General features: G+C 34.1%; 21 protein-coding genes and 1 tRNA gene. 14 read left to right on the plus strand and 8 right to left on the minus strand.

Translation table 11 applies throughout. The features are described 5' to 3' along the window. Positions 1-45: 45 nt before the first annotated feature. Positions 46-1,260: a pyridoxal phosphate-dependent aminotransferase gene (locus tag J4T76_RS03315; RefSeq protein WP_267341670.1), complete on the plus strand. Its 1,215-nt coding sequence runs from the start codon at positions 46-48 to the stop codon at positions 1,258-1,260. A 355-nt stretch (positions 1,261-1,615) separates the two neighbouring features. Here the strand turns inward: J4T76_RS03315 and J4T76_RS03320 are convergent, their stop codons facing one another. Further along, a complete protein-coding gene (locus J4T76_RS03320; RefSeq protein WP_267341668.1) occupies positions 1,616-2,371 on the minus strand; it encodes a M48 family metalloprotease in 756 nt (251 codons plus the stop codon). 192 nt (positions 2,372-2,563) lie between these two features. On the opposite strand from J4T76_RS03320, the gene queA reads away from it, so the two are divergent. Beyond that, on the plus strand, positions 2,564-3,601 hold the full coding sequence (queA, locus tag J4T76_RS03325; RefSeq protein WP_267346125.1) for a tRNA preQ1(34) S-adenosylmethionine ribosyltransferase-isomerase QueA: 1,038 nt from the start codon (positions 2,564-2,566) through the stop codon (positions 3,599-3,601). Between the two features lie 95 nt (positions 3,602-3,696). On the opposite strand, the gene J4T76_RS03330 is transcribed toward queA, so the two are convergent. Further along, on the minus strand, positions 3,697-4,302 hold the full coding sequence (locus tag J4T76_RS03330; protein WP_267356117.1) for a M48 family metalloprotease: 606 nt from the start codon (positions 4,300-4,302) through the stop codon (positions 3,697-3,699). A 212-nt stretch (positions 4,303-4,514) separates the two neighbouring features. Here J4T76_RS03330 and tgt point away from each other — a divergent pair, with 212 nt between their 5' ends. After that, positions 4,515-5,663, plus strand: coding sequence for a tRNA guanosine(34) transglycosylase Tgt (gene tgt / locus J4T76_RS03335; protein ID WP_267341665.1), 1,149 nt, complete (start codon positions 4,515-4,517; stop codon positions 5,661-5,663). A 60-nt stretch (positions 5,664-5,723) separates the two neighbouring features. Further along, a tRNA-Pro gene (locus tag J4T76_RS03340) sits at positions 5,724-5,800 on the plus strand. A gap of 126 nt (positions 5,801-5,926) precedes the next feature. Here the strand turns inward: J4T76_RS03340 and J4T76_RS03345 are convergent. Continuing rightward, positions 5,927-6,958 carry a LacI family DNA-binding transcriptional regulator gene (locus J4T76_RS03345; protein WP_267341664.1) on the minus strand — a complete coding sequence of 344 codons (1,032 nt, stop codon included), beginning with the start codon at positions 6,956-6,958 and terminating at the stop codon, positions 5,927-5,929. 328 nt (positions 6,959-7,286) lie between these two features. On the opposite strand from J4T76_RS03345, the gene J4T76_RS03350 reads away from it, so the two are divergent. The 4 genes from J4T76_RS03350 to rimL all read left to right on the plus strand — a co-directional run bounded on the left by J4T76_RS03350 (position 7,287) and on the right by rimL (position 10,151). Beyond that, complete coding sequence (locus J4T76_RS03350) at positions 7,287-7,730, plus strand: PTS sugar transporter subunit IIA (RefSeq protein WP_267341663.1); 444 nt, start codon at positions 7,287-7,289, stop codon at positions 7,728-7,730. A 31-nt stretch (positions 7,731-7,761) separates the two neighbouring features. Next, entirely contained in the window at positions 7,762-8,034 is a 273-nt protein-coding gene (locus J4T76_RS03355; RefSeq protein ID WP_267341661.1) for a PTS sugar transporter subunit IIB, read from the plus strand. A gap of 20 nt (positions 8,035-8,054) precedes the next feature. After that, positions 8,055-9,416: a PTS ascorbate transporter subunit IIC gene (locus J4T76_RS03360; RefSeq protein WP_267341660.1), complete on the plus strand. Its 1,362-nt coding sequence runs from the start codon at positions 8,055-8,057 to the stop codon at positions 9,414-9,416. Positions 9,417-9,599: 183 nt separating this feature from the next. Next, complete coding sequence (rimL, locus tag J4T76_RS03365) at positions 9,600-10,151, plus strand: 50S ribosomal protein L7/L12-serine acetyltransferase (RefSeq protein ID WP_267341658.1); 552 nt, start codon at positions 9,600-9,602, stop codon at positions 10,149-10,151. A gap of 105 nt (positions 10,152-10,256) precedes the next feature. Here rimL and J4T76_RS03370 read toward each other — a convergent pair whose 3' ends face one another. The 3 genes from J4T76_RS03370 to J4T76_RS03380 form a co-directional block, all read right to left on the minus strand. Next, positions 10,257-11,705 carry an APC family permease gene (locus J4T76_RS03370; protein WP_267341657.1) on the minus strand — a complete coding sequence of 483 codons (1,449 nt, stop codon included), beginning with the start codon at positions 11,703-11,705 and terminating at the stop codon, positions 10,257-10,259. Positions 11,706-11,900: 195 nt separating this feature from the next. Beyond that, positions 11,901-12,935 carry an alcohol dehydrogenase AdhP gene (gene adhP / locus J4T76_RS03375; RefSeq protein ID WP_267341655.1) on the minus strand — a complete coding sequence of 345 codons (1,035 nt, stop codon included), beginning with the start codon at positions 12,933-12,935 and terminating at the stop codon, positions 11,901-11,903. A gap of 496 nt (positions 12,936-13,431) precedes the next feature. Next, on the minus strand, positions 13,432-14,751 hold the full coding sequence (locus tag J4T76_RS03380) for an MFS transporter (protein WP_267355010.1): 1,320 nt from the start codon (positions 14,749-14,751) through the stop codon (positions 13,432-13,434). Positions 14,752-14,998: 247 nt separating this feature from the next. On the opposite strand from J4T76_RS03380, the gene J4T76_RS03385 reads away from it, so the two are divergent. Then, positions 14,999-16,033: a tagatose 1,6-diphosphate aldolase gene (locus J4T76_RS03385; protein WP_416380573.1), complete on the plus strand. Its 1,035-nt coding sequence runs from the start codon at positions 14,999-15,001 to the stop codon at positions 16,031-16,033. A 155-nt stretch (positions 16,034-16,188) separates the two neighbouring features. Here the strand turns inward: J4T76_RS03385 and grxB are convergent, their stop codons facing one another. Further along, positions 16,189-16,839, minus strand: coding sequence for a glutaredoxin 2 (grxB, locus tag J4T76_RS03390; protein ID WP_267356121.1), 651 nt, complete (start codon positions 16,837-16,839; stop codon positions 16,189-16,191). Between the two features lie 2 nt (positions 16,840-16,841). Then, positions 16,842-17,474 (minus strand): Pr6Pr family membrane protein, encoded by a 633-nt coding sequence (locus J4T76_RS03395; protein WP_267346117.1) that lies wholly within the window; start codon positions 17,472-17,474, stop codon positions 16,842-16,844. A gap of 234 nt (positions 17,475-17,708) precedes the next feature. Between J4T76_RS03395 and J4T76_RS03400 the strand changes: the two genes are divergently transcribed. The 5 genes from J4T76_RS03400 (at position 17,709) to dsbC (ending at position 21,014) form a co-directional block, all read left to right on the plus strand. Then, complete coding sequence (locus J4T76_RS03400; protein WP_267341646.1) at positions 17,709-17,981, plus strand: hypothetical protein; 273 nt, start codon at positions 17,709-17,711, stop codon at positions 17,979-17,981. Between the two features lie 12 nt (positions 17,982-17,993). Continuing rightward, entirely contained in the window at positions 17,994-18,386 is a 393-nt protein-coding gene (locus J4T76_RS03405) for a hypothetical protein (protein WP_267341644.1), read from the plus strand. A 135-nt stretch (positions 18,387-18,521) separates the two neighbouring features. Next, on the plus strand, positions 18,522-18,785 hold the full coding sequence (locus tag J4T76_RS03410; protein ID WP_267341643.1) for a hypothetical protein: 264 nt from the start codon (positions 18,522-18,524) through the stop codon (positions 18,783-18,785). Between the two features lie 599 nt (positions 18,786-19,384). Next, entirely contained in the window at positions 19,385-20,284 is a 900-nt protein-coding gene (gene xerD, locus J4T76_RS03415) for a site-specific tyrosine recombinase XerD (protein ID WP_324123803.1), read from the plus strand. Positions 20,285-20,309: 25 nt separating this feature from the next. Continuing rightward, positions 20,310-21,014 carry a bifunctional protein-disulfide isomerase/oxidoreductase DsbC gene (gene dsbC, locus J4T76_RS03420; RefSeq protein WP_267341640.1) on the plus strand — a complete coding sequence of 235 codons (705 nt, stop codon included), beginning with the start codon at positions 20,310-20,312 and terminating at the stop codon, positions 21,012-21,014. Positions 21,015-21,072 lie beyond the last annotated feature (58 nt).

Genomic DNA, 21,072 nt, shown 5'->3' on the forward strand with positions numbered 1-21,072 from the left:
ATTAAAAAATAAAAAATTATCACAATAAATAGAAAGGGCAGAATTATGGTAAATTTCCAAAAATCCAATAAATTGGATCATGTTTGTTATGACATACGTGGACCAATTCTTGAACATGCAAAGCGTCTCGAAGAAGAAGGTCAAACGATTCTTAAACTCAATATTGGAAATCCCGCCCCGTTTGGTTTTACCGCTCCAGATGAATTATTAGTTGATGTCATTCGCAATCTCCCCACTTCACAAGGATATTGTGATTCAAAAGGTCTCTATTCTGCTCGCAAAGCAATTATGCAACATTATCAATCGAGAGGAATTACAGATTTAGATGTTGAAGATATCTACATAGGAAATGGTGTTTCAGAATTAATCGTACAGTCAATGCAAGCACTACTCAATAATGGGGATGAAATTTTGGTTCCAATGCCTGATTATCCATTATGGACAGCCGCAATTAGTCTATCTGGAGGGAATGCAGTCCATTATCTCTGTGATGAAGAGTCCAATTGGTCACCCGATTTAGAAGACATTAAGCACAAAATTACTTCCAAAACAAAAGGAATTGTGATTATTAATCCCAACAATCCAACGGGTGCGGTTTACAGTAAGGAAGTGTTACTTGAGATTGCTGAAATTGCTCGACAAAATAATTTAATTATTTTCGCTGACGAAATTTACGATAAAATTTTATATGATGATGCTGTTCATCATTCAATTGCAGCCTTGGCTCCCGATCTTTTTGTCATAACCATGAGTGGTTTATCAAAGACGTATCGAACAGCAGGATTTCGACAAGGGTGGATGGCTCTTTGTGGACCAAAACAGCACGTAAAAGGCTATATTGAAGGTTTAAATATGCTGGCGTCAATGCGTTTATGTGCAAATGTGCCACTGCAACATGCCATTCAAGCTGCTTTAGGAGGATACCAAAGTATTAATGAGTTTATTGTTCCCGGAGGGCGACTCTACGATCAATGTATGTTGGCATGGCGATTACTCAATGATATCCCTGGCGTATCATGTACTAAACCACAAGGTGCTTTGTATTTGTTCCCAAAACTTGATCAGAAAAAATTCAATATTCATAACGATCAAAAATTAGTCTTAGATTTTTTACTACAACAAAAAGTATTACTGGTACAAGGCACTGGATTTAACTGGCATCAACCTGATCATGTTAGGATTGTCGCCTTACCTCATATTGGTGAACTTGAAGATGCTATTGAAAGATTCGCTAAATTCTTATCTTCCTATAAACAATAAAATAACCCCAGTCACCGCTGGGGTTAGGATATCAAAATATTAAATTGGGTAATAAACCACATTAATTCTGTCAAGTGCTTTTCAATTTGTTTGATATTTAACCTTAATACTGTGAGTGACTGTTTATAAATAAGATCTACTTTTCTCATTGAGTAAGACTGATTATTTCCACTACATTGCTTTTCAACATCTCATCGTAACTATACTCAATATTAGAAAAGAACCGAACATTACTTAATAGGTCAGGAGAAGAAAAATAAGATCACTGACGATGGTTTTTATCAATATAGAAAAATAATTGCATAAAAGTTAGATAAAAAACGCCATAAATGGCGCTTTTAAAAATAAAGGAGTTTTATTTTTTTATTTGGGCAATTTTTTTGCGGATATTTGCTGCACGGGATTTAGAAGATGGATGACTGCTTAATATTGAAGAATCTCCGCCACCTAATTTATCAAATGCAGTTGCAAGTCCTGATGGATTAATTTTTTTCTTAACTAAGTAATCAAATGCGTAATTATCAGCTTCTTGTTCTTGTTTTTGTGAGAATTGAGAATTAATTACTGTAGATGCTAAAGCACCTAATTTAGATTTAGAGATTGAAGAAACTGCTGCATTACCAGATGCAGATGCGGCATCTTGAGCAATTTCGGTTGCATAAGCAATTTGCATGGCTTTTTTACTATGACCTAAAGCAACATGACCTAATTCATGTCCTAAAACACCTTGAATTTCATTATCTGTCATTAAGTCCATCAAACCACTATAGACACGCACACAACCGTTCGCCATTGCCCAAGCATTAACGTCTTTAGTAATATATACTTTATAGTTAATAGGCGTACCATCAACTTTGTTACCCAAAGCTTTAACGATTTTCTTTAATCTTTTAGAGTAAGCGCTGTTTGCAGAAGCAACTTTTGACGTAGCATCCATTTGTGCACAAGAATCTTTACTTAATTGTTTAACATCAGCATCACTTAATGTTGCAGCTTTCAGACCTTTCATGCCAAGGTTAGCTAAATCATCTGGGTTCATATTACAACCAGTGAGAGACATGGTTGCAACTAGTGGTAAGGCAACTAATAATGTTTTTTGATGTTTTTTCATAATATTTTCCTTATTTCAATAATTATTTATATCCATCTAAACTAAAGATAAGTTAAGTTAGACGAAGAAATTTTAAACTAACTTTATTAATAATCAATAAATAATTGCTTGTTTTAACACTTGAAAAATATTTACTTGATTACTCAGTATATGAGATTTAGACTAATCATCCATTTTTTAAGGTATAAACTTATGCAACTATCTGATTTCGATTTTACACTTCCTAAAGAACTCATTGCCAAATATCCATCAGAAACTCGAAGTGCATGCCGACTTTTATCGCTTGATGGAAAGACAGGTAAGATTAGCCATGGCATTTTTACTGACATTATAGACAGAATTAATCCCGGCGATTTACTTATTTTTAATAACACACGAGTCATACCAGCACGTGTTTTTGGGAAAAAAATATCTGGCGGTAAAATTGAAATACTCATTGAACGATTATTAGATGGAAATCGTGCACTTGCACATATAAAAGCGTCAAAATCACCTAAAGAGGGAATGGAATTAATCTTAGGAGAAAACTCAACTGTTACTGTAACTATGGTAACTCGTCATGATAGTCTTTTTGAACTACAATTTCCGGACGACGTACTTACCATTTTGAATCAAATTGGACATATCCCTTTACCTCCTTATATTGATAGACCTGACGATGACCAAGATCGTGAAGTTTACCAAACAGTCTACAATAAAGTACCTGGAGCAGTTGCAGCGCCTACGGCTGGACTTCATTTTGATGAAAGTTTATTAGAAAAACTGAATCAAAAAGGGGTTGAAATGGCTTTTGTCACTTTACATGTTGGTGCAGGAACATTTCAACCGGTAAGAGTTGAAAATATCGAAACGCACATTATGCACGCAGAATACGCGGAGGTTTCCGAAGAAGTTGTCAAAGCGGTATTAGCCTGCAAAGCCAGAGGTAATAAAGTTATCGCTGTGGGTACCACTTCGGTTAGAGCACTTGAAAGCGCCGCACAAAAAACCGGAGAAATTGCTCCTTTTTTTGCTGATACACAGATATTTATTTATCCTGGTTACCACTTTAATGTCATTGATTCACTGATCACAAATTTTCATCTGCCTGAATCAACATTAATTATGCTTGTATCAGCATTTGCAGGATATGAAAACACAATGAATGCTTATCAGGAAGCTGTCAAGCAACAGTATCGATTCTTTAGTTATGGTGATGCTATGTTTATCACCAAACAATCTAATGAATAATTCTATAATCTTATCGATATTTAATGAAAAGTTGCTTAATCAAGCGGATAGGTCAAATTTGATTGGTAACTTTTCCAATAAATCAATTTTACTATCTATTGATTATCTAATTTATCTAAAATATTATTAATACGATACAAATTTGAAGGATGAGATGTTGGATGCTCTGATGCATGAATGGGCATTTTAAATAACATATTTACCAAACCTCTTGGATCAATTTTTTCTTTTAATAACAGATTAAGAGCATACTCGTCAGCCTCAATTTCATACTTTTGAGCAATCTCTTGTTTTACAATGATAACAATTTCATTAGCTTTATCGGTAACTTCAATATACGGGGCTTGTCGAAATGATTGAATAGCATGGTTAAGTGCAATATGTCCTTGCTCATGCGCCAATACAGCTTGCAATTCATTATCCGTTAATAATTTCATTAATCCACTGTTCACTCGAACACAACCATTTGCTGTAGACCATGCATTAGGTTCAGTATTTAAATAGACTTTATAATTTACTTTTATGTTATGAATATTATTAGGCAATGTTTCAGCTATTTTAGTTAACCGTTTACTTAAAGCATGATGATTAGCTGCAATCGTTGCCTTATTATCCATTTCATTACACGCTTGCTTGCTAATTGCTAGAATATCTTGTTCAGATAAAATTTTTACTGCTTCAGATGGTATGCGTTTAGGCATACAATATTTTCTGTTATTTTGACATGCGGTCGACAAAAATATTAATGATAATAAAAATAACAATATCACATAATTCACAATTCTAAAAATCCCATCAAAAGTTGTTAATTCAAGTCAAGCACGATAAACTAGGCATCGCAATGTAATAATACACAACGCATTATATCAATAATACGCGCCAAACTGTTTATTTGGTCGCAAGAGGTAAATAAATGAAATTTGAATTAGATAATACCGACGGCTTAGCTCGTCGTGGGCGTATGAAATTCGATCGTCGTGGAGTCGAATATACGGTAGAAACCCCTGCATTTATGCCTGTCGGAACTTATGGAACGGTAAAAGGTATGACACCGGAAGAAGTCGCCGCAACGGGAGCTCAAATCTTATTAGGTAACACTTTCCATTTATGGCTAAGACCAGGTCAAGAAATCATGCGTAAACATGGTGATCTGCATGATTTTATGCAATGGCATGGCCCAATCTTAACCGATTCAGGTGGTTTTCAGGTATTTAGTTTAGGTGATATTCGCAAAATTAAAGAAGAAGGTGTCTATTTTAGAAATCCAATCAATGGAGACAAAATCTTTTTATCTCCAGAAATTTCTATGGAAATCCAATATGATCTTGGTTCTGATATCGTCATGATATTTGACGAGTGTGCGCCATATCCTGCCGAATGGGATTATGTCAAAAAATCAATGGAAATGTCACTACGTTGGGCCAAACGAAGCAGAAAACGCTTTGATGAACTAGGCAATAAAAATGCTCTATTTGGCATTGTTCAAGGTGGTATCCATCAAGAATTACGAGACATCTCAATTAAAGGATTAACGGAAATTGGTTTTGATGGTTATGCCGTTGGTGGTCTTGCAGTTGGGGAACCTAAAGCGGATATGCATCGTGTTTTGGAAGGTACATGCCCGCAGTTGCCGATTGATAAACCTCGTTATTTGATGGGTGTTGGTAAACCTGAAGATTTAGTTGAAGGTGTTCGCCGCGGCATTGATATGTTTGATTGCGTAATGCCAACACGTAATGCACGCAATGGTCATCTCTTTGTAACCAATGGTGTAATCAAAATCCGTAATGCCAAATATAAAGACGATACGACACCGCTCGATCCTCAATGTGATTGTTACACATGTAAAAATTATACAAAATCTTATCTGCACCACTTAGATAAATGTGGGGAAATTTTAGGTGCACGATTAAATACTATTCATAATTTGCGTTATTACCAACGTCTAATGGCAGAGATCCGTGAAGCTGTAGCAAACAAACGTTATGAAGAATTTGTTATCGAATTTTATCAACGTATTGGTAAAACGCCTGCCCCATTTACAAAATCTGAAAATAACTAGCATATTTTTTTAGGTAAGTATTGACACTTTTTTGTTAGCGCAGTATTATGCGCTTCCTAACGGCGAGTAGCGCAGCTTGGTAGCGCAACTGGTTTGGGACCAGTGGGTCGGAGGTTCGAATCCTCTCTCGCCGACCAATTTCAAATAAAAAAGCCTACTCAGTAAGTGGGCTTTTTTATTATCTGTATTTTGACAGGATGAGAACTGATTAGAGGTTCGAGTCGAGTGTAATATAATTTAAATCATCTATCTTATAAAACTAGTTAAACACTAGCCCGCAATCGAATGACTGGAGCTAATTCGGACAAATCTGTTTTTTCTGATGCTTTTTTATTCTTCAAACTATCTAATAACAAAGTGGCCGTATATTCACCGATCTTTTTATATGGTAAAGCGATGGTTGTTAATGCAGGAAAACTCACTTGGCTGAACTCATTATCACCAAAACCACTTACCGCTAACTGATGAGGTACTCGAATATGACGACGTTGGCATTCATACAGGACACCACAAGCTAATTCATCGGAAGTACAAATTAATGCGTCCAATTCTGGCCAATTTAATAACATATCGGGTAATAACTCACTTCCAGTGCTAAAATTAGCTGGTTTAGCGGCATTAATAATTCGATACGTAGGAAGATGATAGACCAACATTGCTTTATGCCATCCGTGTAAACGCTGTTGAAAAATTTGATATTCTTGGTTAGCACAAAGTAAACCAATGTATTGATAACCTTTTTTAATTACATGTTCAGTTAGCATATACATAGCCAAACTGTCATCTATTCCAATATTTATATTGGTTAATCCGTCATAATTCTTACCAATATTCAAAATAGGAACAATTTTATTTTTCAAAATCTGCTTAACAAAACCTTCATCTTCAAATTGGAATAGTAAAATTGCTTCAAGATTGTGACTATATATAGCATCTAACATTTGTGATTCAAATTTGTAATAATGATAAGATTCAATGATTAAGGTTGTATACCCCGCTTTTGCTAAGTGTGTTTGAAGCGAATTTAACCATAGTTGAGCTGAATGATCATATATTTTAGTCGTGATAACAGCAATAACTCGATTCGCTGATGCGGAAGCTAACAAACTTGCTGCAATATTGGGTTTATATCCTAACGTATCAACAGCAATTTGAATTTTTTGGCGAAGTTTATCTGAAACTCGATCTGGGGTTCGTAAAGCTCTGGATACGGTCATTGTTCCGACACCTGCATATTTAGCAACATCAAACAAAGTAATTTGTCCCGTTGTTTTACGCTTCTTTATTTCTTGCATCTTTTATTCCGATTGAATTTAATCTAAACTTTTACTAATAAATGTTATATTAATGACAGCAAAACACGAAAAATAGACAGCATATAATCAATAATATATAAGTGTGATAGCTTCATTTGAACTCACTCTGATTTACATAATACTATTACGTCTAAATAACTATTTTATGTTCGTCGTATTAAAAATGTTATCTCCATCACAAAATAAGAAAAATTTTCATCAACTTTGATAGCGCTATCACATTTCTATTTTTTTTTTATTTCTATTCTTATTTAGTATGTTAGTTTTTAAAGTAACTATTATTGATATCGGTTTTAATGGAGGAAAAATGTTAGGTAAATGGTTAACCAGCCAAGCAGTCAACATTGTCGATTCTGTTCAAGATTGGAAAGAAGCGATACAAATTTGTGCAAAACCATTATTAGAAAATAATGCCATTTCACCCAATTATGTCCAAGCAATTATTCAATTGCATGAATCAATTGGACCTTACTACGTATTGGCGCCTGGCATTGCCATGCCACATGCCAGACCGGAGCAAGGTGTCAATCAATTAGGGTTATCTATGCTATTGGTCAAACAAGGAGTGAAATTCAATTCAACAGAAAATGACCCCGTATATTTAATTACTTTGTTAGCCGCTAGTGACAGTACAAGCCATATTGAAATATTAACTCAATTAGCTGGTCTGTTTAGTGAATCAAACGATATGCAGACAATTTTTAAGGCACAAAACAGTGATCAAATTTTGGCTGTAATCAATCGCTATTAAATTTAATAACATTAAGAAAGGGATAAATAAAATGAAAATTATGGCAGTTTGTGGTTCAGGTCTTGGTAGCAGTTTTATGGTTGAAATGAATATCAAAAAAGTTCTAAAAAAATTAAGTATTGAAGCAGAAGTAACACATGCAGATCTTGCCTCAGCAACACCTGAACAGGCTGATGTATTTGTTATGACCAAAGATTTAGCAGACAGCTCTGGCATTCCTAGTAATAAACTTGTGGTTCTAAATAATATAATTGATATCAATGATTTGGAATCCAAGCTCGTTGAACATTTTGCTAAGCAATAATCAGATAATGAGGTGTTGCGATGATTCAAGAAGTTGTTAAATTTATCGTTGATATTTTAAAAGTACCTGCTGTGTTAGTTGGCATGATTGCTATGGTTGGGTTAATCGCCCAACGCAAATCATTTGCTGATACGGTAAAAGGAACGGTTAAAACGATTTTAGGATTTTTAGTTTTAGGCGGTGGTGCAAGCGTACTCATCAGTGCAATTACACCCTTAGGCATGATGTTTGAGCAAGCCTTTAAATTACAAGGCATCATTCCTAATAATGAAGCAATTGTATCGATGGCATTAAATGAATATGGAGCAGCAACAGCATTGATTATGGCTTTTGGGATGATTGCGAATATTGTTGTTGCGCGTTTTACATGTTTAAAATTTATCTTTCTAACTGGGCATCATACATTTTATATGGCGTGTATGATCAGCATTATTCTAACTGTTGCAGGTTTTGAAGGATGGCAATTAGTCTTTACTGGAGCATTAGTACTAGGGTTAATAATGGCATTTTTCCCTGCGATAGCTCAACCTTATATGTGTAAAATTACAGGTAATAATGATGTTGGATTTGGTCACTTTGGTACCTTAGGTTATGTATTAGCGGGAGCGTTTGGTCAAGTCGTAGGTAAAAACTCTCGATCAACAGAAGAGATGAATTTACCTAAAAATCTCAGTTTTTTACGTGATAGCTCAATTTCAATCTCATTAACAATGATGATTATCTATTTAATTCTTGCCATTTTTGCAGGACCTGATTATATCCAAACAACATTAAGTAATGGTGATAATTACCTCGTTTATGCAATTATCGAAGCAATTACCTTTGCAGCTGGTGTATTTATTATTCTACAAGGCGTACGCTTAATTCTTGCTGAAATTGTCCCTGCATTTACAGGTTTTTCAGAAAAACTTGTGCCAAATGCCAAACCAGCTTTAGATTGTCCAGTTGTTTTCCCATATGCACCTAATGCCGTATTAATTGGTTTTTTATTTAGTTTCCTTGGTGGATTAGTTGGTCTATTTGTATTAGGTCAGTTAAATGCTGTATTAATTCTACCTGGCGTGGTTCCTCATTTCTTCTGTGGCGCAACGGCAGGTGTCTTCGGTAATGCAATGGGCGGACGTCGAGGTGCTATACTTGGTGCATTTGCTAACGGTTTATTAGTCACATTTTTACCGGTACTTTTATTACCTGTTTTAGGTTCACTTGGTTTTGCAAATACGACTTTCTCAGATGTTGATTTCTGTGGAATTGGTATTATCTTGGGTAATATGGCTAAATGGTTCAATAAAGACATAATAATGGTGATTATTATTGCTATCTTTACGCTATTGGTCATCCACAATTACTTGTTTAACCATAAAAGAACCGCAAATGATTAAAGCGTAAAAGTTTCTAATTAATACAAGATAACAATTCAATGACCAGATCAAATGGTCTGGTAGGTTTTTATAAGTACAGTAACAGCACAATTAAAATTACAACTCATGAACTAACTTATATTTATATCATTCTTTAATTTGTGTTAATAAAAAATTGATTGTACTCTTTTAAAGGAATCGTTAATGACAAATCCCAATCAACAAGGCATCTTTGTCAATGAGCATATTCACTTAGTCCCACCAGATCGACGATACTCGACAAAGTTATACAATATTATTGATGTAAACCGTGATAATTTTAGTCAATATATGGCATGGACGAAGTTTGTCAGTAATGAAACAGACACATCAAATTTCTTAGATAATTGTACAATTGAACATCAAATAGATCTCACCAAAACTTATCTAATTTTACTGGATAATAACCTCGTCGGTTTACTGTCTTTCAATCAGATAGATAAAAACAATAAAACCGCTTATATTGGTTATTGGCTCGATAAACGAACAGAAGGTAAAGGTATTATGACTCAAGCCATTCAAGCTCTTACTCATCACTATGCATCACAAAAAATAATTAAACGATTTGTTATCAAATGCTCTGTAGATAATCCAAAAAGTAATGCTGTTGCAAAACGATGCGGTTTTAGCTATGAAGGCACACTTAAACAGGCGGAATACTTAAATGGAATTTATCATGATCAAAATATTTATGGTCTAATTTCAACGTACCTTTAAAATTATCACGATGAAATTATGCACAAAAAAACCGACTAATGTCGGTTTTTTATTTCTATCATTTTTAAATAACCTATCTCACGATAAGCTTTATACATTCAATAATTATCTACTAACCACATTACCATAAAGAGCTAACAGAGCAACGATAATCATTGCAGAAATGGCGATAATATATTGCATTTTCACTTTGTATTTCTTCATTTTACCAAGCGAAAGCTCTTTATTCTGATTCTTTCTATGGTAATAATAATATAAAGGTAAACCAATTAATGTCAGAATGATGGACGCAATGCCATTAAAGGTTTGATAAACAAGCATACCATAAATAACATACATAGCACCCAATATAGCTATAATCGGAATAATTGGATAACCAATTACTTTATAAGATCTTGGAACATTAGCATACTTTTTACGGGCAATGATAACACCGATAAATGTTAATAAATAAAATACCCAAATTGAAAACATCGAGATTTCCGATAAACGATCTGCATCAAGCAAGATCGAATATAAAAAAGAAAATATCACTAATACACATATAGCATTAACCGGTGAGCGGCTATCATCATCAATTGTACTTAAATAACGTGCACCAATGATGGTTCCTCGTTCTGCCATACTAAAAATAGTACGAGATAACGTCATAATATAACCATTAATTCCTCCTAAAATTGAGATCATAATGCCAACAGCAACTAAATTACCACCTAAATGGCCAAACATACGTTGTGAAGCAACAGCCGATGCATCATGACCGAGTGATACCATTTCTTGTACAGGAAAAATTTTAAATAATGCAATATTGATGCAAGCATAAACAATAACTAAAAATATAATACCCAAAATGATTGCTTTAGGTAACACTTTTGCAGGGTTATGAATTTCACCAGCAACCGAGGCTACTTGAGCCCAGCCATCATAAGCAAATAAAGTGGCCAAAATCGCTACAGCAAACGGAGCATAAGTTTCAATACCTTGACCACTAGTACTAAATAATGCGACTTGACCATTGCCTTTCAATAGTCCAAATACCGCTAATAATAAAATAGGAATAAGCTTACAAACAGTAGCAATCGTTTGCAGATAACCGGCTTGTTTCACGCCAATAGCATTAATAACAGCAATAAAACCTAAAACACCAGCACTGACCGCCATTTTAAAAGAATCATCTATGCCAAATAACAGACAAAATACCGAACTAAAATACCCCACCAATGCGCCAACTAATGACGGAGCAAAAAGCACCGTAATCATCCAACCATAAAGATGGGAAACTTTTGAGCCATAAATTTTTTCCAAATAAACCAGCATACCACCTGTACGTGGAAACATAACACCCAATTCACAAAGTGTTAATCCACCACAAATAGAAAAAACACCACCAATAATCCACGCTAATAATGCATAGTTATAATCACCAGCAACTTCTAATACGGCAGGTGGTTTCATAAATGCACCTGCCCCTAAAACCATACCAACCACCAGTGACAATGCAGAAACTAAACCAAGATCTTTCCGTAAATTATTTTCTAAATTGTGATCTTCCATACAGGTCCTCTTAAAACATATTAAATTAGCGAGCAAAATAGATTTATGATAGGGATTTATCAATAAAATACAAGAAAGATTAATATTATTGATAGTAAAAGTCGCGAAAGTAAAATGAATAAATCAATATTTAGTCAAGAAAAAAGCCGGCATCAAGCCAGCTTTTATTCTTTTTCAACTTAAATAGAAAAACGATCAGCTCTGTTTTTTCATTTTCATATCAACAACCATACGACCGCGAATTTTACCTTCTCTCATTTCATTAATCATTTCGTTGATGTCTTCAAATGGACGCTTTTCAACTATTGGTACAACTTTACCTTCAGCACTAAATTGGAATGCTTCAGCTAAATCTTCACGCGTACCAACCAAAGAACCTAAAATTTGAATCCCATCTAATACCGTTTTAGGAATACTTAAATCCATAGTTTCAGAAGGTAAACCTAAAGCGACCACTCTACCTAAAGGACGAACAGACTCAATTGCTTGATTAAAGGCTGTTTTAGTGACCGATGTCACTACCGCACCATGCACACCTCCACCCGTATGTTTTTTAATATAAGCACCAACATCAGTTACTTTTTTCGGATTGACAATTAAGTCAGCACCCAGTTCTTTACATAGTTCTAACTGGCTGTCACTATTACTAATCGCCACCACTTTATTGTTGAATACTTTTTTGCCATATTCAACTGCCAAGGTGCCTAAACCACCAATACCAAATACCGCAAGCCATTGCCCCGGTTTGGTGTCTGCAACTTTAATACCTTTGTAAGTTGTTACTCCTGCACAAGTTATACTGGTTGCTTGAGCTGGATCTAATCCTTCTGGCACTTTAACAGCGTAATCCGCTTTTACAATACACTGTTCTGCCATACCACCATCAACACTGTATCCAGAATTTAAAGCACTACGGCAAAAGGTTTCTTGACCTGAAATACAATACTCACACGAACCACAGCCAGCATGGAACCAAGCAATACTGACACGATCACCTATTTTTAAGCTTTTTACATCTGGAGCAATTTTAGTCACGATCCCTACTCCCTCATGTCCAATAACACGACCTGGTTTTTTACCAAAATCACCTGCCGCGACATGAAGATCGGTATGACAAAGGCCACAATATTCAACTTCAACTAAAGCTTCACCTGCTTCTAATGGACGCAGTGGAATATCTTTAATTTCAACTTGACCATCGCACTCTTGTCTAACAACTGCTGCCTTCATTTTTTTCTCCTACATAATTTGAAAATACAATATAACTGAGTTTATTTTATCCTAACCATGCTGAAAAAAAATGAGTTATTTCACAAAATTATTAAAAACATTGAATATTTAATAATCCTAATTGAAACGTATATCTAACCTCAAACATATTGACAAACAATAGCGAAATATTTCAAAAAAACGTGTTTAAATTAGATTTTGATAATTTGGTTAGTTTTTTATTTTTTTGTTCTCTATTGAATAAAAAAGCATACTTATAAACTTAATTAAACTTAGCCAAATAAATGGATAACAAAAGTATTTTCACGATCAATAATCCTAATTTTAACTTTGCATTCATATCATGAAATTTAACGCCAGTTAACAACGTATTAAGATATTTTGAAAGATTCTGTCAGGAAAAGAATGGACGATCATGGGCAGGAAAAAATGTTTATATACCTTAAAGGAACGAGTCTAAATACTCGCTCCTTATTTAAGTTTAACACAATGATTATTAACCAATATCTTTTGCAATATATTTCTGACTCTGGTTATTTATTAATAAAAATAGCCCAATTAATGCACCTAGTGTAAATAACCCAACCACATACATAGCAGGTGCCATTTTGCTTACAAAGTCACTCAAAAAAGATATTAATAAAGGTGTTAATCCACCTGCGATGGCATACGCCATATTAAATGAAAACGATACGCCACTATAACGAATTTGAGCAGGAAAAACTTTCACCATAAAACACGCAAAAGCCCCAACAATACCAACACAGAATCCGGCTAGAGAATAAGTGATAAATAAAAGTTGATGGTTATCTAATGATAAATAAAAAATAGCGATAGCAAGTGTAGCAAAAATACAACCCATTAATATGACTTTACCCATAGCAAACTTATCCATCATCATGCCATAAAAAGTACAACTTATAATCAGACCAATGATGGCTAATATATTAGCTTGTAATGCATCAATAGGTGAGTAACCAAATGCTTTTTGCAATAAAATGGGGGTCATTAACATAATGACCATAATACCGGCAGACAAAACCCAAGTCAGTAACATTGATAATATTGTCTGGGGTAAATATTGAGTTATCACGGTAATAACAGGAATTTTATTAGACAATTCTTGCTGTTTACGTTTCTGAATTTCAAGAAAAATTGGGGTTTCTTTTAACCAACGGCGCAAATACATTGCCATCAAACCAAAAATACCACCAATAAGAAAAGGAATTCGCCATCCCCAATCAATTAATTGTTCGGGAGAGACGCTTTTATTTATAACAGTTGAAACCAATGATCCGAATAAAATACCTAAACTTAAGCCACTGGTTAAAATTCCACATGCTAAACCAATTTTATTTTTTGGTACGTGTTCAGCAACAAATGTCCAAGCACCGGGTACTTCACCGCCTACTGCCAGACCCTGACATAATCGCATAAGTAGGAGTAATAAAGGAGCAAAAACACCAATATGGGTATATGTTGGTAAACAACCGATAAATAACGTCGGTAAAGCCATAAGCAGTATACTAAGCGTAAACATTCGTTTTCGACCAAAAAGATCGCCAAAGTGCGCCATAATAATTCCTCCAAAGGGACGAATTAAATAACCTGCTGCAAAAATACCGAATGTTTGTACCTGACTTAACCATACTGGCATATCATTTGGAAAAAACAGATGACTAATAGTAATTGAAAAGAAAACAAATATAATAAAATCATAAAACTCTAAAGCTCCACCTAAAGCAGACAATGCTAACGTTTTATAATCTTGTTTATTTAAAGTACGAGTGTACGTAATGGGTGCTGTGTATGACATGATCTTCCTTGTAATTTTTTTTTTACACATAGTATATTTTAATGTACTAATATACCTGAACACCCTATTTTTTAAAAGAAAATATCAATTAAAACGACAACCTACATTTTATTATCGGTATAATATAAAATCTTTTTTTAAAATATATCTTATTTGATTAGATAAACAGCACTAAATGATTAATATACCGTGACAAATTAAAACTACAATCAAAAAATATTTTAAAATGGAGAGTCGTGAAATGGCTATAAAACATATTACTCGAGGTAAATTCACACGCATGCAACAATTATCTAACCAAGATGGTGTGATTGCAGCATTAGCGATTGACCAACGCGGTTCAATGGTAAAAATGATGGAATCGGCAGTAGGTAAAGATCACTATCATATAGATATGGTGTATGAGTTCAAAGAGCTTGTCTCACAAGAATTAACCAAATATGTTAGTGCTATCTTGTTAGATGAAGAGTATGGCTTTAAAGGTATGGCTAAAAAAAATAAAGATGCTGGATTAATCATCTCCTACGAAAAAACAGGTTATGATGCTAATACTCCAGGTCGTCTACCCGATGTTTTGCCAGAAGACTCTCTACAACGGTTATTGAAAAAAGGAGCCGATGCCGCAAAAGTTTTGGTTTATTATAATCCCGATGATCCTCAAGATATTCTAGAAAAAAAACATGCTTTTTTAGAACGTATCGGTACTGAAGCAAGAGCGGCGGATATCCCGTTATTTGTAGAACCAATCGTCTATGATAATGTGATAACTGATGATAAAAGCCCTGAATTTGCCAAAATAAAACCTCAAAAAGTCATTAATACCATTAAAGAGTTTACTAAAAATCAATATTATATTGATGTACTAAAAGTTGAAGTCCCAGTACTTTTCAAAAATGTTGAAGGATTTAATGATAATAATGCTGTTGTTTACACCCAAAAACAAGCTGCTGATTATTTTAAACAGGCCAGTGACGTAGCAACTCGCCCATTTATTTATTTGAGTGCAGGTGTACCCACTAAAACTTTCCATCAAGAATTAATTTTTGCTGGCGAAAACGGCGCTAAATACAGTGGTATTTTAGGTGGTCGCGCAACATGGTTTGAAGGCGTTGCAGCTTATGCCAAAGAAGGAAAAGACGGTCTTAAACGCTGGTTAGATCAAACAGGACGTGAAAATGTTGAACACCTCAATAAAATTTTAAAACAGTATGCGACACCTTGGTATGATATTTATGGTGGTAAACAAAACATAGAAGTGATCGATATTAAATTAGGTAATTAATCATAAATTCGAACCAAATAGCTGTAAATTACGAGTAAGCAAAGATAGAGTACAGGATGTTATCCTATTTACCTGTACTCTCTTTTAAAGTGCTAAAAATGTTATTACCAAGATGTGCTGTCAATAAAAAATAAATTAGAACGTCCTAAATGATATTAGAGCGCTTTATCAAAAAATAAATTTACTTTAGTTAATTTAGCCATCGACTCAATATAACTTTGCACTTTAGGTGGAAAAGACAATCCTTTTACACATGTTAAGTTGCGTAGCACAGGAAACAAACATATATCATCTAAAGATAATTGCCCATTACACGCTTGTGACGAGATAATTAACGGTTCAAGATCATTCAATAATTTAGATATTTTAGATACCAATGAATCCGTCTGTGCTAAACATTCATCAAACGAACCTATTTTTTTAGTTTTACTTGTGACAAAGTAGTTGATTGCACTTTGAGTAGTAAATTCTGCCAAACCAAGTTTTATATAGCGTGGGCACTCTAATTTATAATCATATTGTTGTAGTTGTTTAATTAAATTTTCAATATTTGCAGATGTTGGTCCGATTAAAATAGGTTTGCTCCCATAATGATTATCCACATAATGAACAATATCTAAACTTTCAGGCAAATAACTGCCATCATCTTTTTGTAAAATTGGGGCCATTTTTTGACCTATCATGCTTTCGGGAGACTTAAAATCATCACTTAGAAATACATGTAGCTCAACTGGGATATTTTTTAAACCAAAGATCATTCTAGCCCTTACACAAAAAGGACAATGTTCGTAAATATATAATTTCATTTTTACCTCCTTCTTAACCAATCAATAGCCCATAATAAATATGCGAGCCCGAGGAATACCAGTATAACAATGCTTGCATTAATCAATGCTTGCCAATAACCGATTTTTGTTACATTGATAAAAGGATACGGATAGAAATGAGTAAAATACCCTCGTACAAAAGTATAAACACCATAAATTAACATGCTAATTAAAGATCCCATAATGACGCGAAAATTAATCCGCTGAAATGGTCCCCAAATCAACCAACTTAAAATACCAAATGTGGGAATAACGACATGTAAACTTTCATTAGCTAATCGCATATATATATTGGGCGGGATATGAATGCCACGCAAAAGCGAGTTATACACAATAGCAGTAATGATTACCCCCACCAACCCATTTAATCGAATAACTCGAAAAATAAAACGATTACAATTCGGGCTAAAAGCTAACCATAAACAACTTATTGCCAACATAAGGTTAGATAATACAGTAAAAAAACTGTAATAAAACACCATACGCCCTATTGGTGTTGCTGGTTGCCAGCTTCGAAGTTGTGCATGCCAATAAGTATAAGTTTCAAAACCGACAACAAACAGCACATATAATGCAATAAAAAAATGAAAATTTCGTTTCAACATAACAAACATAAAAAAATCAAACCGTATTGCAGTATATATCAGTTCATATAAAAAAACGAAAATATAAAAATAGATTAATGTGTGACTTTTAATCAAAACTCTGAACAAAATACTCATAAAGAAAGCATAAAGAAGGCATAAAATCTAAGTATTTTTCACTATTGCAATTTACGCTTCTAATTTAAAATTACCACGATTTTAGAATAAAACGGTATACACTCCTGAATATTTTTTACAACTTAAATGATCATTTTTGTCATTATTTTGGGTTTTATTATCGGTATTGGTCTTATATATTTAAGCAATGATGATTCAAAAAAACAAAACCATGAACTTAATCAACCGGAAAATTTAATTATAGACCTTACAATTTACCCTTCAACCATTCCTGAAAATCAATTATTACATATAAAAGAAGCTAAAAAGTTGTATGAATCAGCTTTTGACGATCAAGTATTCCATGCGGTAGTTAGCCCGGACAACTTAATCAAATTTTTAAAACATGCCTGGCAATAAGATAAAAATGCCATGCCATATTATTACTCTCTTCTTACTTGGCATAAATTCTTTGATGAAGATTACGAAGAAAAAGGGATGATCTCATTTACAGAATTTATGCATAAGTATCGGGATCAGTTAGTGGATAATCCAGGTAAACCGTTAGTCGAACCTTACGTATTTAAAAGTGAGCAAATGCGGGGGTACTTATGGGATAAGTTTGCCGATTTAAAATATCCGTATTTTGCAATTAGAAAAGGTTGGAGTAAGGGGGCTTGTAGGTATGATGAACAAGGCATGGCGAGACCCTGTACAGATGAGCAATTAGAAAAAAGTATTGAGTATTTTAATTACGCCATTGACGGTGGCTATCATTGCTACGAAGGTTTGATAGCCCGTATGTTATTTCAACAAGGGCGTTAATATAAAGATCAGAAATATGAGCAACTGAATAAATTAACCGAATACCGCAAAGTATTAAAATCAGACAATTTAAAACAGGCGATAGATTATGCATAGCTAATAGCAGAGCATAGCTCGATTATAGGCATATTGCGCATGACTGAAGCCTATTTATATGGTTTAGGACGGGAGCAAGATCCGGTTAAAGCCAATGCCTGGTCACTATTAAGTGATTATGCAAAAAAAATTATCGAGATAGGCAGGAATTTAGCGTGGGATGCAGAGCAACTACCACCGGTTTGGGAATATAACAAAGAAATCCAAAATCGTTTGGAGCAACAACTTACCCCCAACCGAAAAACAAGCGGCATTAGATTATTTGGAAACGCCGAAAACCAAAGTGGTCACTTGGAATTATAATAAATGGCGAGATCAAATAGATAATTTTCACCCTAAACCATAGACAAAATCCTATTTCAATTACAGAAGCCCATTGGCTTATTTGCTAATAAATTGAGCCTAAAATTCGTTGCCAACCTGCCTATCGTAAAAAAGTATTTCTGCTTCAGAAACAAAGGATTCAAAGAGTTATACCGGTATCATTTATTTTAAAACAAAAACTACCATTACATCTGAAAATCAAGGAGATCGAAGTCAGAATTGATGATAAAAGTAGTTAAAATTGTATTAAGAACTCATATCAAGCTTCTTAGATTTTTCTAAATTGAAACGTCGGATATTTAATAGTGCTATGCAGCTAATGACGTATAATTAAAAATGGACATTAACGTTTTTACAAAATTCAGTGTGACTAGATAATGAAATTAATTTTGTCAAAAAGTTTCAGGTTAACTATATCTTTGAGTAAAAATATTGGTTAAATCTAATTGTAATTGAGCATCAAAAAAAGATTATATCGCCTTATAATCTGAACCTATCTTTAACTTCTTATCTTCAGTTGGTATATAATATTTATCACAAATTATTCGTAGGGACTACTTTTGATATCTGATAAAAACATACCAGCACAAAATAAAATGTTAATTGAACAATTTTTAGACTCGCTATGGCTGGAACGTAGTTTAGCAGAAAATACTATTACATCTTATAAACTTGATTTAATTGCATTAAGTCAATCACTGCAACAACAAGATGTAACATTATTGACCGCGCAAACTAACAATTTACAGAATTTTTTAATGCAGCGTGTTCAAGATGGTTATAAAGCCAGTAGCTCTGCACGTTTACTCAGCGCGACTAAAAGATTTTTTCAGTATCTTTATCAAGAAAATTATCGCACTGATGATCCTTCAGCAGTTTTATCATCACCAAAATTACCGAAAAAACTGCCCAAAGATTTAACTGAATCACAAGTCGACGCATTGCTTGAATCTCCAAGTATTGAAGATCCTATTGAGCTTCGAGACAAAGCCATGTTAGAAGTTCTTTACGCCACAGGTTTACGTGTTTCTGAACTGGTTAATTTAGAAATAAGTGATGTGAGCTTACGTCAAGGCGTCGTTCGAATCATCGGTAAGGGTAACAAAGAACGCTTAGTGCCACTCGGTGAAGAAGCGATTTATTGGTTAGAGTATTATTTTAAATATGCCCGAAATGATCTTTTAAAAAATGGCGCAGTTGATGTACTATTTCCAAGCAGATTAGGTAAAAAAATGACCAGACAGACCTTCTGGCATAGAATTAAATATTATGCCATACTAACCGGTATTAACATTGAAGCACTTTCCCCACACGTACTTCGACATGCTTTTGCAACCCATTTGCTTAATCATGGTGCAGATTTACGCGTGGTACAAATGTTACTCGGTCATAGTAGCTTATCGACCACTCAAATTTACACACATGTGGCAACGGAAAGATTAAAACAGTTACACAGCAAACATCATCCTCGAGCATAGTTCTCAACAAAATAAGGATAATTAAATGAAGAAAATAGTTTTAAGTATAGGTTTAGCATTGATCTCAACTTCAGTACTAGCAGCGAATGCCGATATTACAAAAAGCTTAAACCAATTAGGATATCAAACCAAAGACATAAAAATTGAGAATAGTCCAGTAAATGGATTTAAAACCGTGATCACACCTGATGGCGTTTTTTATGTTTCTGATGATGGAAAATACCTAACTCAAGGACCAATCTTTGATGTTCAAGGCAACGAACCTCAAAATATCGCTAATAGTCACAATGCTAAATTAATCAAATCGATTGAGAAAGATGCTATTGTCTATAAAGCTAACAATGAAAAATATGTTATTTCCGTATTTACGGATTATACCTGTCATTATTGTAAACTGTTGCATGAAAATATTAATAAATATTTGGATGCAGGTATTTCAGTACACTATTTTGCTTTTCCTCGAGCTGGCGCAGATAGCGAAGTTGGAAAAAACATGCAATCAATCTGGAGTGTAGCGGATCGTAAAGCTGCTTTTGAAAATGCTTACAAAGATAATCCTATCTCTCCAGCAAGCAGTATGATACCTTATGTAACCCAACAATTTAATGTTGGTAAACAAATTGGTATTACTGGCACACCTGCCATTGTTTTAGCTGATGGTCAACTTGTTTCTGGCTATGTCCCTGCTGATAAATTACTTACTATTTTAAATAAAAAATCGGTTAAGTAAGATTTTACGAATCAATTTTAATTATTAATTAAAACGAACATAAAGACATATGTTAGCG

Origin of the sequence: Gilliamella sp. B3022, from assembly GCF_028751545.1 — a bacterium.
In the GTDB taxonomy this organism is placed as follows: domain Bacteria; phylum Pseudomonadota; class Gammaproteobacteria; order Enterobacterales; family Orbaceae; genus Gilliamella.